We start from the raw sequence: 13,852 nt of genomic DNA, 5'->3' as shown, positions 1-13,852 counted from the left end.
GTCTGACCGAAGTTGGCAGGCGCGTATTTTTTTGGCGGCAACCGGCGCACGGGCGTGGCGTGCGCCGATTCCTTCCGGTTAGCGCCGAATCTCCAGATAGCGGCTCGGCGTATCGCCCAGAATGCGGCGAAACGCCGACGTGAACGCGCTTGCGCTCGCGTACCCGAGATCGAGTGCGACGCGTGTCACCGGCTGCCCGTCGCTCAGGCGTGCGATCGCCGCGAGCATGCAGACCTGCTGGCGCCATGCGGCAAAACTCACGCCCGTCTGCGCGCGGAACTGCCGCGTGAACGTGCGGCGACTCACGCCTGCGTCGGCGGCGACCTGGTCGAGATCGGCCGCGATCGACGGCGACGCGAGCAAGTGCCGGCACACCTTCGCCAGCCGCGCGTCGGCCGGCAGCGGCGCGTGCAGCGACAGGCGCGGCATCGTCGCGATTTCGGCGACCAGCAGCGCCATCAGCTTGCCCGCGCGCCCGTCGACGTCGTACAGCGCCGGCAGGTCGATCGCATCGTCGATCAGTTGCCGCAGCAGCGCCGATACGCCATACACGCCGCACTGCTCGGGCAGGCCCGCTTCCTGCGCGGCATCGCCGGACACGAAGGTGTTCAGCATCGTGACCGGCCCGGTCATCGTCATTTCGTGGCGCACGCCGGCCGGCACCCAGCACGCACGCTGTGGCGGCACCAGCCAGCGCCCGTGCGGCGTCGACACGCTGATCGTGCCGCGCGACGCGAATGCGAATTGCCCGCGCCCGTGCGCGTGCTCCGGAAACGTCGTGCCCGCCGCATAGTCGTTGGCGGTCACCACCACGCTTCGCGGAATGTTTTCGTAGGGATCTAGCAGCGTATTTCTCACGGCCCGAATTCCATCATCAATGACCCGATATCGAAGGCGGGTCTCCTTCGCTCGATTTACGATCCGCTCCACCCTTGCGCGACCTGACGGCCGCAAGACCCGTCGGCCTGATCGGCCGGATTACCACTGCATCGGAGCGGACATGCCGAATACGTTTCATCGTGTGGGGGACGGCCCCCATCCTGTTCTCGTACTGCCCGGCTGGTTCGGCGACGCCCACGCATTCGAACCCGTCGAAGCGTGGCTGTCGCGTGAGCACTTCAGCTATGTATTCATGGATTACCGAGGTTACGGCCGCCTGCGCGACGCAGCAGGCGACTACACGATCGACGAGATCGCCACCGACGCGCTGGCACTGGCCGACGCGCTCGGTTTCGCGACCTTCAGCGTCGTCGGCCACTCGATGGGCGCGATGGCGGCCGAGAAAATCGCCGTCATGGCGCCCGAGCGCGTGCGCGCACTGGTGCCGATCACGCCCGTGCCGTGCGGCGGCCTGCCGTTCGACGCGGAGAAACGCGCGCTATTCGAGCGCGCCGCCGACCATGTCGCCGATCGCCGGACCATCATCGATCGCAGCACCGGCGGCCGGCTGCCCGCCGCCTGGGTCGAGTGGAAAGCGGCGTATTCGGCAGCCCGTTCGTCGCCGCCGGCGTTCGGCGCGTACTTCCGCGCGTGGGCCGATACGGATTTCAGCGACGAGATCGCGGGCATCCATCCGGTGAAAGTGCTGATCGGCGAGCACGATCCGGCGTTCGACGCGGCGCTGATGGCCCGCACGTACCTGCGGCGCTACCCGCTCGCCACCGTCGACGTGCTGCGCAATGCGGGCCACTACCCGATGAACGAGACGCCGCTCGCGCTGGTCGCGGCGATGGAAGCGTTCCTGCTCGCCATGACCGCGAGCCCTGCTGCCGTCCGTTGACCGGCCGCACGCCTGCGGCATCGTCAAGGCATACATCACCGCAGCATGAACGACATTGCCGACAGGCTGTTCAGCGTGCGCACCGCATGCTCGACCGAAGGCCCGTCGAAGCGCAGCGTCACCGCATCGACGCGCTCGAGCGACGGCAGCACGCAGAACAGGTCGGCCAGCGCCGCCGTCTGCACGCGCAGCGTGCACGCGGCCGGCGCGGGCCGATGGGCGCCCACGCGCACGCCTGCCGACAAAGCGTGCGCCACCGCTTCGCGCGCAGCCGTTGCGATCCGCGCACAGGACGCGGCGGGCGTGAGCGTATCGCCGCTCGATGCGCCACCGGCCGTCTTGATCGTCTCGAAATGCGCCTCCGGAAACAGCGGCTGCGTTTCCTCCGCGAACACGTCGTCGCCCGTGGCGAGCGCGACGTGCGCGCCGTATTCGCGTGCCAGCGCGCCGTACAGGCCGGCTTCGCCGAGCTCGACGCCATTCAGCCACACCTGCGTGAACGCGAAGCCGTTGATCGTGTGCGCGAGTACGCCGCGCGTCTGCGATTTCGCGTGATAGCCGATCATGAACACGAGATCGGGCTGCTGTTCGAGGCCCGCCATCATCCCGAGCGTGCGCGGCTTGCCGAGCACGACGCGCGCACGCGCATCGAGCCCGTCGGGCAGCAGGTTGCGAAAGCCGCCATGCGAATCGTTGACCCACACGGCCTGCGCGCCGCCCATGAACGCGCCTTCGATCGCCGCGTTCGCCTCGGCGGTCATCCAGCGGCGCGCCCGTTCGTATTCCGGATTGCCGGCGCGCGTCTGCTCGGTGGCGAATACGCCGGCGACGCCTTCGATATCGGTCGAAATCAGGATCTTCATGGCTGGGTAAAACGTCCTTCGTGGCCTTCGTTGAACAGGCGTTCGAGATCGGGCACCGCATCGCGCAGCGATTGCCGCATGTGGCCGTCGCGCCCCGCCACCGTCACGGCCTGCAGCAACGCATCGGCGATCGCGTGCTCGACGCTTTCGGCCGCGGCCATGAACAGCGGATCGAGCGCCGCATCGGCGACGAGAGCCGGCAGCGCGACGGTCGATGCGTCGTGCGCGATCGTGTATGCGGTGGAGAATGCAAGCGCGATGTCGCCGCTGCCGTGCCCGTAGACGGAGCCCGTGCGGGCCAGCCCCGCGCCCGCGCGGCGCGCGAGCCGCGACAGTTGTCGCGCGTCCAGCGGCGCATCGGTGGCCAGCAACAGGATGATCGAGCCCTGCTCGGGTGGAGCCGCGTGCGCGGCCTCGGCCGCACGCCGTTGCGCGACGATGCGCCCGAGCGGCACGCCGCCGAGCGTCAGCATCGGCAGCCGGCCGAAATTCGCGAGCACGAGCGCGCCGACCGTATAGGGCCGGCCGGCCGCGACGGCGACGCGCGACGCGGAACCGATCCCGCCCTTCAGGTCGAAGCACGACATCCCGCGCCCGGCGCCCACCGCGCCGCGTGCGACGTCACGCGACGCCGCGCGACACGCGTCGTCGTAATGTTCGGCCGTGACCGCGAACGCCTGGATATCGTTCAGATAGCCGTCATTGCACTCGAACACGAGCGGGTTGACGGTCGACCAGTCGCGGCCGACCTGCGGATTCGCCGCGATCGCCGCGCGGATCTGCGCCTGCGCAACCGCGCCGACGCCGAACGTATTGGTCAACGCGATCGGCGTATCGAGCATGCCGAGTTCGTCGACCTGCACGAGCCCGACGCTCTTGCCGAAACCGTTGATCACGGCAGCACCGGCGGGCACCTTGCTGCGGTACACGTCGCCCGGATGCGGCTTCACGACGGTCACGCCCGTCTGCACGTTGCCGGCATCGAGCGTGCAATGGCCGACCGTCACGCCCGGCACGTCGGCGATCGTGCCGCGCGGCCCGGCCGGCAGTGTCGCCGTCCACATCGGTACCATACGCATCAGCGGCGCTCCAGCTTCGGATCGAGCGCGTCGCGCAGCCCGTCGCCGAGCAGGTTGAACGCGAGCACGGTCAGGAAGATCGCGAGGCTCGGGAAGATCGCGATGTGCGGCGCCGTCACCATGTCCGCGCGCGCCTCGTTGAGCATCGCGCCCCACTCCGGCGTCGGCGGCTGCGCACCGAGCCCGAGGAACGACAGGCTCGCGGCCGTGATGATCGACGTACCGATCCGCATCGTGAAGTAGACGACGACCGACGACACGGTGCCCGGCAGGATGTGCCGCATGATGATCGTCCAGTCCGACGCGCCGATGCTGCGCGCGGCCTCGATATAGGTCATGTGCTTGAGCATCAGCGTGTTGCCGCGCACGAGCCGCGCGAACGCCGGGATGCTGAAGATCGCGACCGCGCAGATCACGTTAACCATCCCGTTGCCGAGGATCGCGACCACGCCGATCGCGAGCAGGATGCCCGGGAACGCGAACAGCACGTCGGCCACGCGCATCGTGATGCGGTCCCACCAGCCTTCGTAGTAGCCGGCGAGCAGCCCGAAGAACGTGCCGATCACCGCGCCGAGCGCGACCGAGAAGAAACCGGCCGCGAGCGAGATGCGCGTCCCCGTGATGATCCGGCTGAAGATGTCGCGGCCGAGCGAATCGACGCCGAACCAGTGCACGGCCGACGGCCCCGCGTTCAGCGCGTCGTAGTCGAAATAGTTCTCCGGATCGAACGGCACGATGTGCGGGCCGACGAACGCCAGCACGACGAGCGCCAGCACGAAGCCGCCCGCGACGAGCGCGACGGTCTGCTTGCGGAACTTGCGCCAGAATTCGCGCCACGGCGTGCGGATCGCGGTCGGTGCGGCCGGCGCCGCGGGCTGGACAGTCGCGTTCATGCGCGCCTCACTTGAACCGGATGGTCGGGTTGATGACCGCGTACAGCACGTCGACGGTCAGGTTGATCAGGATGAACTCGAGCGAAAACAGCAACACGATCGCCTGGATCACCGGGTAGTCGCGCATCGTCACCGCGTCGACGAGCAGGCGCCCGAGCCCCGGCCAGTTGAACACGACCTCGACGACGATCGAGCCGCCGAGCAGGAAGCCGAACTGCAGCCCCATCATCGTGACGACCGGGATCATCGCGTTGCGCAGGCAGTGCTTGAGCACCACCATCGGCTCGTGCACACCCTTCGCGCGCGCGGTGCGCACGAAATCCTCGTTCAGCACCTCGACGAACGACGCCCGCGTGAAGCGCGCCATCACGGCCGCGACCGCGGCGCCGAGCGTCAGCGACGGCAGCACGTAGCTCTTCCACGAGCCGTCCGGCACGACCGGCAGCCAGCCGAGCTTCACCGAGAAAATTTCCATCAGCAGCATGCCCAGCGCGAACGCCGGGAACGAGATGCCCGACACCGCGAGCGTCATGCCGAGGCGATCGGGCCAGCGGTTGCGCCACACCGCCGACGCGATGCCGATCGCCATCCCGAAGGCCGTCGCCCACGCCATGCTGACGAGCGTCAGCAGCAGCGTCGGCATGAAGCGCTCGCCGATCTCGGTCGAGACCGGCCGCTTGCTGCGGGTCGACAGGCCGAAATCGCCGTGCGCGATCTTCACGAAGAAGTTCACGAACTGCGCGGGCAGCGGCTGGTCGAGTCCGAGGTCGGTGCGCACCAGCGCGACCGTCGCATCGTCGGCTTCGGGCCCGGCCGCGAGCCGCGCCGGATCGCCCGGCAGCAGGTGGACGAACAGGAACACCAGCACCGCGACGATCGCGAGCGTGGGCAGCAGGCCGAACAGGCGTTTGACGAGAAAATTCAGCATGGGGCACCGATCGAATCAGCATGCCGGCGGCTTGCGCCGCCGGCACCGCGTGGCGGACGAACCGCCGTCATCACCACTGTCATTTCAGCGAGATTTCGTCGAAGTTGAACGAACCGTCCGGCATCACGTACGCACCCTGCAGCCGCTTGCTGCGCGCATACACGATCTTCTCCTGCACGAGGAAGATCCACGGCGCATCGGCCCAGATCTGCTTCTGCGCATCGGTGTAGAGCTCGGTCTTCTTCGCGCGGTCGACCGTCTCCAGTGCCTTCGAGAGATCGCCATCGACCGTGTCGTTCTTGTAGTACGCGGTGTTCAGGAGCTTCGGCGGCGCCGACGTGCCGGCGAGCAGCGGCGTGATCGCCCAGTTCGCCTCGCCGGTCGACGACGACCAGCCGAGGTAGTACATCCGCACCGGCGCCTTCGCCGGGTCCGGCGCGCTCTCGACCTTCGCGACGCGCTCGCCGGCCTCCAGCGCCTGCACCTGCACCTTCACGCCAACCTGCGCGAGTTGCTGCTGCACGAACTGGATCGCCTTCTGCGACGTCGAGTTGTTATACGCGGACCACAGCGTCGTCTCGAAGCCGTTCGGATAACCGGCCTCCTTCAGCAGCGCGCGCGCCTTCGCCGGGTCGTAAGGCCACGGGCCCAGCTTCGTCGCATAGTCGACACCCTGCGGCACCACGCCGGTGGACGGCGTCGCGAAGCCGGCGAACGCGACCTTCGCGAGCGCTTCCTTGTTCACCGCGTAGTTCAGCGCCTGGCGCACCTTCGGGTTGTCGAGCGGCTTCTGCTGCAGGTTCAGCGACACGTAGCGCTGCACGATCGACGGCCGCTCCACGACGTCGACCTTCGGGTTGCCCTTCAGGTCGGCCGCCTGCTCGAACGGGATGCGGAACGCGAAATCGGCTTCGCCCGTCTTGATCAGCGCCGCACGCGTGTTGTTGTCGACCACCGGCTTCCAGTCGATCGCGTCGATCTTCGGATAGCCCTTCTTCCAGTAGCCGGCGAACTTCTTCACCTTCAGGTCATCCGTCTGCTTCCATTCGACGAACTCGAACGGGCCGGTGCCGACCGGATGCAGCGCGATGTCGCGGCCCCACTTCTTCAGCGCGGCCGGCGAGATCATCACGGCCGACGGGTGCGCGAGCGTGTTGATCAACGCCGAGAACGGCTCGCGCAGCGTGATCTTCACCGTGTACGGATCGACCACTTCGGTCTTCTCGATCACGCGGAACATGTTGTAGCGCTTCAGGTGGTTCGCGGGATCGGTCACGCGGTCGAAGTTCGCCTTCACGGCCGCCGCGTTGAAATCGGTGCCGTCGTGGAACTTCACGCCCTGGCGCAGCTTGATCGTGTAGGTCTTCGCATCCGGGCTCGCGTCGTAGCTGGTCGCCAGCACGTTGACGAGCTTCATGTCCTTGTCGAAGCCGAACAGCCCCTGGTAGAACGACTTGACGACGGCTTGCGACACCGTGTCGTTCGCGTCGTACGGGTCCATCGTCGTGAACGTCGAATCCACCGCCATCACCGCGGTCTGCTGCGCGAACGCGGGCACCGCGGCCGACAGCGCGAACGCGCTCGCGGCGGTGGCGAACAGCGCGCGCGAGCGGAACATCGGAAATGAAAGCGACTTGCTCATGTGACCTGACTCCTGTGCATGATTCGGTAACGTGTGGTTGGATACGCGGAATGACTGCCCCCGCTCGGGAAAAAACCGTCTCTGCCTCGCGCGTGCGCAACTGCGATCCATCGCCGCCTCCGTGCGTTCAATACGCGCCGCCGACGCGGTGCGTTGCGACGTAATGATCGGGGCCGACCGCGACGAGCGGCGCGACGACCGGCTCGTCGCCGGCCGCGCGGATCGGGCTGGGAATCTCGTCCGCCGCGAGCTGGCGCGGCGCATGCCGGCGCGCGGGGTCGGCCACCGGCACCGCGCTCATCAGCTTCTTCGTGTAGGGATGTTGCGGCGCCTCGAACACCGCGCGGCGCGGGCCGATCTCGACGATCTGGCCGAGATACATCACCGCGACGCGATGGCTGATGCGCTCGACGACGGCCATGTCGTGCGAGATGAACAGGTATGCGACGCCGAGTTCGCGCTGCAGGTCGAGCATCAGGTTGACGATCTGCGCCTGCACCGACACGTCGAGCGCCGACACCGATTCGTCGGCGATCACGACCTTCGGGTTCAGCGCGAGCGCCCGTGCGATCGCGATCCGCTGGCGCTGGCCGCCCGAGAATTCATGCGGATAGCGGCGTGCGGCCTCGGGTGGCAGGCCGACCTTGTCGAGCAGCCAGTCGACGCGTGCCTGCGCTTCGCGGCCGCTCGCGACGCCGTGCACCAGCAACGGCTCCATAATCGAGAAGCCGACGGTCAGGCGCGGGTTCAGCGACGCGAACGGATCCTGGAAGATGAACTGGATGTTCCGGCGCAGCGCCTGCAGGTCCGGGCCTTTCAGTGCACTGATGTCGCGGCCGTCGAATTCGATCGAGCCGCTCTGCGATTCGACGAGGCGCAGCAGCGAGCGGCCGGTGGTCGACTTGCCGCAGCCCGATTCGCCGACCAGCGCGAGCGTCTCGCCCGCGCGCAATTCGAAGCTCACGCGCTCGACCGCATGCACGTATTGCGATACGCGGCCGAACACGCCGCTCTTCACCGGGAAGCGCGTCACGAGATCGCGCACGCGCAGGATCGGCGACGCAGACTGATCGACGGGCGGCTGCGCATCGTCGTTCGCCGCCGGTGCGGGCGCTGCTGCTGCCGCGCTTGCGCCCTCCACCTTCAGCAGCGGGAATTTTTCGGGTGCATCGGTGCCCTGCATCGAGCCGAGCTTCGGCACGGCCGCGAGCAGCGCGCGCGTGTAGCGATGCGCGGGCGCCGCGAAGATGCGATCCGATTCGCCCTCCTCGACCTTCTCGCCGCGATACATCACGAGCACGCGGTCGGCCACTTCGGCCACCACACCCATGTCGTGCGTGATGAAGATCACGCCCATGTTCATTTCGTCCTGCAGCCCGCGCACCAGTTGCAGGATCTGCGCCTGGATCGTCACGTCGAGCGCGGTGGTCGGCTCGTCGGCGATCAGCAGCGAAGGCCGGCACGACAGCGCCATCGCGATCATCACGCGCTGCCGCATCCCGCCCGACAGCTGGTGCGGATAGCGCGCGAACACGCGGCGTGCCTCCGGAATGCGCACGAGTTCAAGCAGCCGCAGCGTTTCCGCGCGCGCTTCCGACCTGCTTTTCGACTGATGCAGCGCGATCGCCTCGCTGATCTGGTCGCCGACCGTGAACACCGGGTTCAGCGACGTCATCGGCTCCTGGAAGATCATCGCGATGTCCGCGCCGCGAATGCCGCGCATCGTCGCGCCGCTGGCCTGCGCAAGATCGACGAGCGCGCCGCCGCGCCGGCGGAACGCGATCCGGCCGTTCGTGATCGCGCCGCCGCCGTGCTCGACGAGCCGCATCAGCGCGAGCGACGTGACCGACTTGCCCGAGCCCGATTCGCCGACGATCGCGAGCGTCTCGCCGCGATCGACATGAAACGACACGTTGCGCACCGCGTCGAACGTCGCGCCTTCCCGGCGGAACGTGACCGACAGGTCGTCGACGGCCACCACGCGCTGCTCGGGCAGCACCAGGCCGGACGGGTTACGGCTCGAAGTCATCGTGGTCTCCTCCTCGTGCGGTCCGCGATCAGGCCGTGTCGTCGTCTCGATAGATGCCGACCACCGGCGCTTCACCGACGCGCGCGTAGCCGCGGTACATCCCTTCAGTGTTGAACGGCATCGCGACGTTGCCCTGCGCGTCGACCGCGATGATCCCGCCCCGGCCCGCGAGGCGCGGCAGCTTGTTCATCACGACGTCGTGCGCGGCGTCGGCGAGCGACGCGCCGCGATACGCGATCTGCGCAGCCACATCATGCGCGGTCGCGAGCCGGATGAACATCTCGCCGGTGCCCGTCGACGATACCGCGCACGTTGCATCGTCCGCATAGCAGCCCGCGCCGATGATCGGCGAATCGCCGACACGCCCCGGCTGCTTGTTGGTGATGCCGCCCGTCGACGTCGCCGCCGCGATGTGGCCGTGCTGGTCGCATGCCACCGCGCCGACCGTGCCGTGCTTGCGGTCCGGATCGAGCGGTTCGGCCGGCTGCTGCTGCGATTCCGATGCGCCGAACGTGAACGTTGCCGCGTCGTGGTCGAGCATCACGCCCGCCGCTGCACGCGCCTTGACCCACTGCGCACGACGCGCCTCGGTGTCGAAGTAGCCCGGTTCCGCGAGTTCGAGCCCCTGCGCGGCCGCGAACGCATCGGCACCCTCACCGGCGAACAGCACGTGCTCGCTGGCTTCCATCACGCGTCGCGCGGCCAGCACCGGATTGCGCACGCGCGTCGCGCAGCAGATCGCGCCGGCGCCGAGCGTCGCGCCATCCATGACGGCCGCGTCGAGCTCGTGCTTGCCCTCGGCCGTATAGACCGAGCCGCGCCCGGCGTTGAACAGCGGACAGTCCTCGAGCATCCGCACCGCGACGGTGACGGCGTCGAGCGCGCTGCCGCCGTCGGTCAGCACCTGCTGCGCGGCCGTCAGGATCGCAGTCAGTTCGGCACGGTACTGACGTTCGGTGTCGGAATCCATCGCATCGCGCAGGATCGTGCCTGCGCCGCCGTGAATCGCAACGATCGCGGATGAAGTCATGTTTTTTTCGGACGGTGAGTAGAAGGGTTGGTGGCTGGCAGCGTCGCTTGCGGCTGCACGAGCCACGGCAGCAGGAATTCGGTCATCTCGGCGGCGGATTTCGCGGAGCGGTGCGTGCGCAGCGCGACCGCGTCGATCAGCGCCTCGATCATCGCGAGCACGGCTGCTTCCGACGTGGCCGCGAAGCGCCGTTCGGCCTTGACGTACAGGTTCAGCGACGCGATCGGCGCAAGCGGCGATTGCGGGCCGTCCGAGATACCCAGCACGCGTGCACCGCGCGCCGCCGCACGGCGGGCCAGCTCGATCGTGTCCGTCACGTAGCGCGGAAACGCGAGCGCGATCACGAGATCGCGCGAATCGGCCGTGTACAAACGCCGCGCCGCGTGCGACGGGCCGCCGAGCAGCGCAAGCGACTGCACGTTGTCGTGGCACACGGACAGCCCGTGCTCCATCAGCCCGGTGAGAAACGCGCTCGACCCCGCGCCGAGGATCAGCACCCGCCGCGCGCCGACGATCGCCTCGACCGCGGTTTCGACATCGGCCGCGTCCAGTTGCGCGCGCGTGTTCTCGATGTTCGCGATGGCCTGGTCGAAGACCGCGTCGATCCATGCGGCACCGCGCACGCCGGACTCCTGCTCCTGCGCGGAACGCAGCCGCTCGACCGGCCCGAGCGTCGCCTCGAAGCCGCGCACGAGCGCCGCGCGCATCGCCGGATAACCGTCGAAACCGAGCGCCTTCGCGAAGCGGTTCGCGGTCGCGATCGACGCATTCACGGCCTGCGCGAGTTCGTCGATGCGCATCGTCGCCGCGCGGAACGGATTCGCGAGCACGAACTCGCCCATGCGTCGGTGGATCGGCGTCATCAACGGCATCGCCGACGCGATCCGCTCGGCGATCGCGGGTTCGTCTTGACTGGCGTCGTGCGGAACGAGAGGCGTCATGCGAAGGGTTGTTGCAAGGATGATGAAAATGAATTTACACAATCCCGATCATGAAAAGAAATAAATTTTCATCAGGGTTGTTACGCCCCACCCCGTGCCCGTCGATCGCCCGATCGCTCGCACAGCCCCGCCGCACGGGCCTTTGGCACGCGATCGCCATGCGTCGTCACGCGCACTGCCAGTCCTCGCCCATCGGGAAAACCCCGAGCAAGTTCGTTCGAATGCATCGTCGGCGATTCGCAGCAGCTCATGCGATCGACGACGCATGGCCCGTTCGTCGGCAAGGCAGGGATCGCCGTCACCTTCCAATCCATCGCGGCTGCGCCTTCGGCGCACTGCCGCTGCCCCAGGCGACACGCCTTTCGCGTATGCCGCGCGTGCTGTCCGGGCGCCCGATACACGGCCGCCGCGGCTTTTCAAGCGCCTCGTCTGCTCGCCGCGCGAGCCGCGCGGGTTTTCTCGATCCCGCCAATACCTTACAATTCGTCAGGTTTATCCCTTCTGCATGCCCCCTTCTTGCAGTCCTGACACCGCGGTACACTCGACGCACGCCGTATCAGGGTCCGACGCGCGACGCGCGCGCCGGGCGGCGTCGCGCCTCGTTGCGCCCACAACTGGATGCCTGCCATGCCAGACTCCCGTCCCTTGCCCCGCACGACATTCAAGCCGCAAGTCGTCCTGCCCGCGCTCGCGGTCATCGGCGCGCTGCTCGTCGTGTGCGCGCTGCGCCCGAGCGAAGCCGGCGCGCTGTTCTCCGCCGGCCAGCAATGGGTCATCGCACGCTTCGACTGGTTCTACGTGCTCGCCATCACCGGCTTCCTCGTGTTCCTCGTGCTGATCGCCGCGAGCGACTTCGGCAACATCCGGCTCGGCCCCGACGACGCCGAACCCGAATTCAGTTTCGTGTCGTGGACAGCGATGCTGTTCGCGGCCGGCATGGGCATCGGCCTCATGTATTTCGGCGTCGGCGAGCCGATGCAGCACTTCCTGAAACCGCCGACCGTCGACCCCGGCACGCCCGCCGCCGCGCGCGAGGCGATGCTGATGACCTTCTTCCACTGGGGCTTCCACGCGTGGGCGATCTACGGGCTGATGGGGCTCGTGCTCGCGTACTTCGGCTTCCGCTACAACCTGCCGCTGACGCTGCGCTCGGGGCTGTATCCGGTGCTGCGCGAGCGCATCAACGGCTGGATCGGCCACACGGTCGACGCGTTCGCGCTGGTCGGCACGGTCGCCGGCATCGCGACGACGCTCGGCTACGGCGTGATGCAGATCAGCGCCGGCCTGCACACTGTCGTGGGCTGGGACACCAGCGGCAACGCGTTCCGCATCGGGCTCGTCGTGCTGGTCGTGATGCTCGCGGGTGCTTCCGCCGCGAGTGGCCTCGACAAGGGCGTGCGGCGGCTGTCCGAACTGAACCTGCTGCTCGCGTTCCTGTTGCTCGCGTTCGTGGTCGTCGCGGGCCCGACGTCGTTCCTGCTGCGCGCGCTCGGCGACAACATCGGCCAGTACCTGTCGCATCTCGTCGACCTGTCGTTCCGCACCTATGCATACGCGTCGCCGCGCGAGGAAGGCTGGTTCGGCGGCTGGACGATCCTCTACTGGGCGTGGTGGGTGTCGTGGTCGCCGTTCGTCGGCATGTTCATCGCACGCATCTCGCGCGGACGCACGATTCGCCAGTTCGTGATCGGCGTGCTGCTCGTGCCGACCGCATTCAATCTCGTGTGGATGACCGTGTTCGGCAACAGCGCGATCTGGCTCGATACGCACGGCGCGGCCGGCGCGCTCGCGCAGACGGCCACCAATGTCGACGCGCTGCTGTTCCGCTTCTTCGATTTCCTGCCGCTGTCGCAAGGGCTGTCGATCGTCGCGATCGTGCTGATCGCGGTGTTCTTCGTCACGTCCGCCGATTCGGGCGCGTTCGTGCTCGACCAGATCGCGACGCGCGGCAACGCGCACTCGCCCGTCTGGCAACGGCTGTTCTGGGCCGCGCTGCTTGGCGTGACAGCCGCGGTGCTGCTCGTCGCCGGTGGACTCGGCGCGTTGCAGGCGATGACGCTGATCGCCGCGCTGCCAGTTGCGATCATCATGATCGCGCTCTGCTACGGGCTGTGGCGCGGGCTCGCGGCCGACCGCGTGCACTATTCGCAGGACGTCGCGCCGGCAACAAGCTTCTGGACCGGCCAGCACTGGCGCCACCGCCTGACGCACATCCTGCGGCAGACGACCGAAGCCGAAGCGCGCCAGTTCATCACCGAGACGGTCGAGCCCGCGCTGCGCAAAGTCGCCGACGAGCTACGCGCGAGCGGCGTCGACGCGAACGTGCAGCGCGACAGCGACGACGCCATGCGGCTCACCGTGCCGACCGCCGACCACCGCGATTTCGTGTACGGCGTGCGCGTGACGGTGAAATCCGCGGCCGCGTTCCTGATGCGCGAGGCGGCCGAGCCGGAAGCGGCACGGACACACGTGTACGGGATCGTCACGTTCTTCGAGGACGGGCGGCTCGGCTACGACGTCGAATACCTGCGTGGCGACGAAGTGATCGCCGACGTGTTGCGCCAGTACGAGCGCTACGTGTCGCTCGCGGCCGACAAGCGCACGCATCTGCTGAGCCGCGCGCCGGGGCACGCGACGGAGGCCGAATGAACCTGCGTACTGCCGCGT

11 protein-coding genes are annotated in these 13,852 nt (G+C 68.0%); 2 read left to right on the top strand and 9 right to left on the bottom strand.

The window, feature by feature from the left end; all coding sequences use genetic code 11:
- Positions 1 to 78: 78 nt before the first annotated feature.
- Positions 79 to 858 carry an AraC family transcriptional regulator gene (locus tag LGN19_RS01930; RefSeq protein WP_122949469.1) on the bottom strand — a complete coding sequence of 260 codons (780 nt, stop codon included), beginning with the start codon at positions 856 to 858 and terminating at the stop codon, positions 79 to 81.
- A 142-nt stretch (positions 859 to 1,000) separates the two neighbouring features.
- On the opposite strand from LGN19_RS01930, the gene LGN19_RS01925 reads away from it, so the two are divergent.
- Complete coding sequence (locus LGN19_RS01925; protein WP_226212996.1) at positions 1,001 to 1,780, top strand: alpha/beta fold hydrolase; 780 nt, start codon at positions 1,001 to 1,003, stop codon at positions 1,778 to 1,780.
- Positions 1,781 to 1,815: 35 nt separating this feature from the next.
- Here the strand turns inward: LGN19_RS01925 and LGN19_RS01920 are convergent, their stop codons facing one another.
- The 8 genes from LGN19_RS01920 to LGN19_RS01885 form a co-directional block, all read right to left on the bottom strand.
- The gene (locus LGN19_RS01920; protein ID WP_226212995.1) at positions 1,816 to 2,643 is read right to left on the bottom strand and encodes a M55 family metallopeptidase; all 828 of its coding nucleotides are present in this window, start codon (positions 2,641 to 2,643) and stop codon (positions 1,816 to 1,818) included.
- Positions 2,640 to 3,722: a P1 family peptidase gene (locus LGN19_RS01915; protein WP_226212994.1), complete on the bottom strand. Its 1,083-nt coding sequence runs from the start codon at positions 3,720 to 3,722 to the stop codon at positions 2,640 to 2,642. Before LGN19_RS01915 ends, LGN19_RS01920 begins: the two co-directional genes overlap by 4 nt.
- A complete protein-coding gene (gene gsiD, locus LGN19_RS01910; protein ID WP_174956470.1) occupies positions 3,722 to 4,615 on the bottom strand; it encodes a glutathione ABC transporter permease GsiD in 894 nt (297 codons plus the stop codon). The genes LGN19_RS01915 and gsiD overlap by 1 nt, the downstream gene beginning before the upstream one ends.
- A gap of 7 nt (positions 4,616 to 4,622) precedes the next feature.
- Positions 4,623 to 5,543, bottom strand: a complete 921-nt coding sequence (gene gsiC / locus LGN19_RS01905) for a glutathione ABC transporter permease GsiC (protein WP_122949464.1) — start codon at positions 5,541 to 5,543, stop codon at positions 4,623 to 4,625.
- A 79-nt stretch (positions 5,544 to 5,622) separates the two neighbouring features.
- Positions 5,623 to 7,185: a glutathione ABC transporter substrate-binding protein GsiB gene (gsiB, locus tag LGN19_RS01900; RefSeq protein WP_122949463.1), complete on the bottom strand. Its 1,563-nt coding sequence runs from the start codon at positions 7,183 to 7,185 to the stop codon at positions 5,623 to 5,625.
- Positions 7,186 to 7,312: 127 nt separating this feature from the next.
- The gene (locus LGN19_RS01895) at positions 7,313 to 9,214 is read right to left on the bottom strand and encodes a dipeptide ABC transporter ATP-binding protein (protein ID WP_175222575.1); all 1,902 of its coding nucleotides are present in this window, start codon (positions 9,212 to 9,214) and stop codon (positions 7,313 to 7,315) included.
- Positions 9,215 to 9,242: 28 nt separating this feature from the next.
- Positions 9,243 to 10,244: an isoaspartyl peptidase/L-asparaginase family protein gene (locus LGN19_RS01890; RefSeq protein ID WP_226212993.1), complete on the bottom strand. Its 1,002-nt coding sequence runs from the start codon at positions 10,242 to 10,244 to the stop codon at positions 9,243 to 9,245.
- Positions 10,241 to 11,185 (bottom strand): MurR/RpiR family transcriptional regulator, encoded by a 945-nt coding sequence (locus LGN19_RS01885; RefSeq protein ID WP_226212992.1) that lies wholly within the window; start codon positions 11,183 to 11,185, stop codon positions 10,241 to 10,243. Before LGN19_RS01885 ends, LGN19_RS01890 begins: the two co-directional genes overlap by 4 nt.
- Positions 11,186 to 11,812: 627 nt before the next feature.
- Here LGN19_RS01885 and LGN19_RS01880 point away from each other — a divergent pair.
- Complete coding sequence (locus LGN19_RS01880; protein ID WP_122949459.1) at positions 11,813 to 13,834, top strand: BCCT family transporter; 2,022 nt, start codon at positions 11,813 to 11,815, stop codon at positions 13,832 to 13,834.
- Positions 13,835 to 13,852: the final 18 nt, after the last annotated feature.

The organism is Burkholderia sp. AU30198, assembly GCF_020419825.1.
Lineage (GTDB): Bacteria > Pseudomonadota > Gammaproteobacteria > Burkholderiales > Burkholderiaceae > Burkholderia.
Note: the sequence above shows the minus strand (reverse complement) of the source record. Positions and strands in the feature narration are given on the sequence as shown.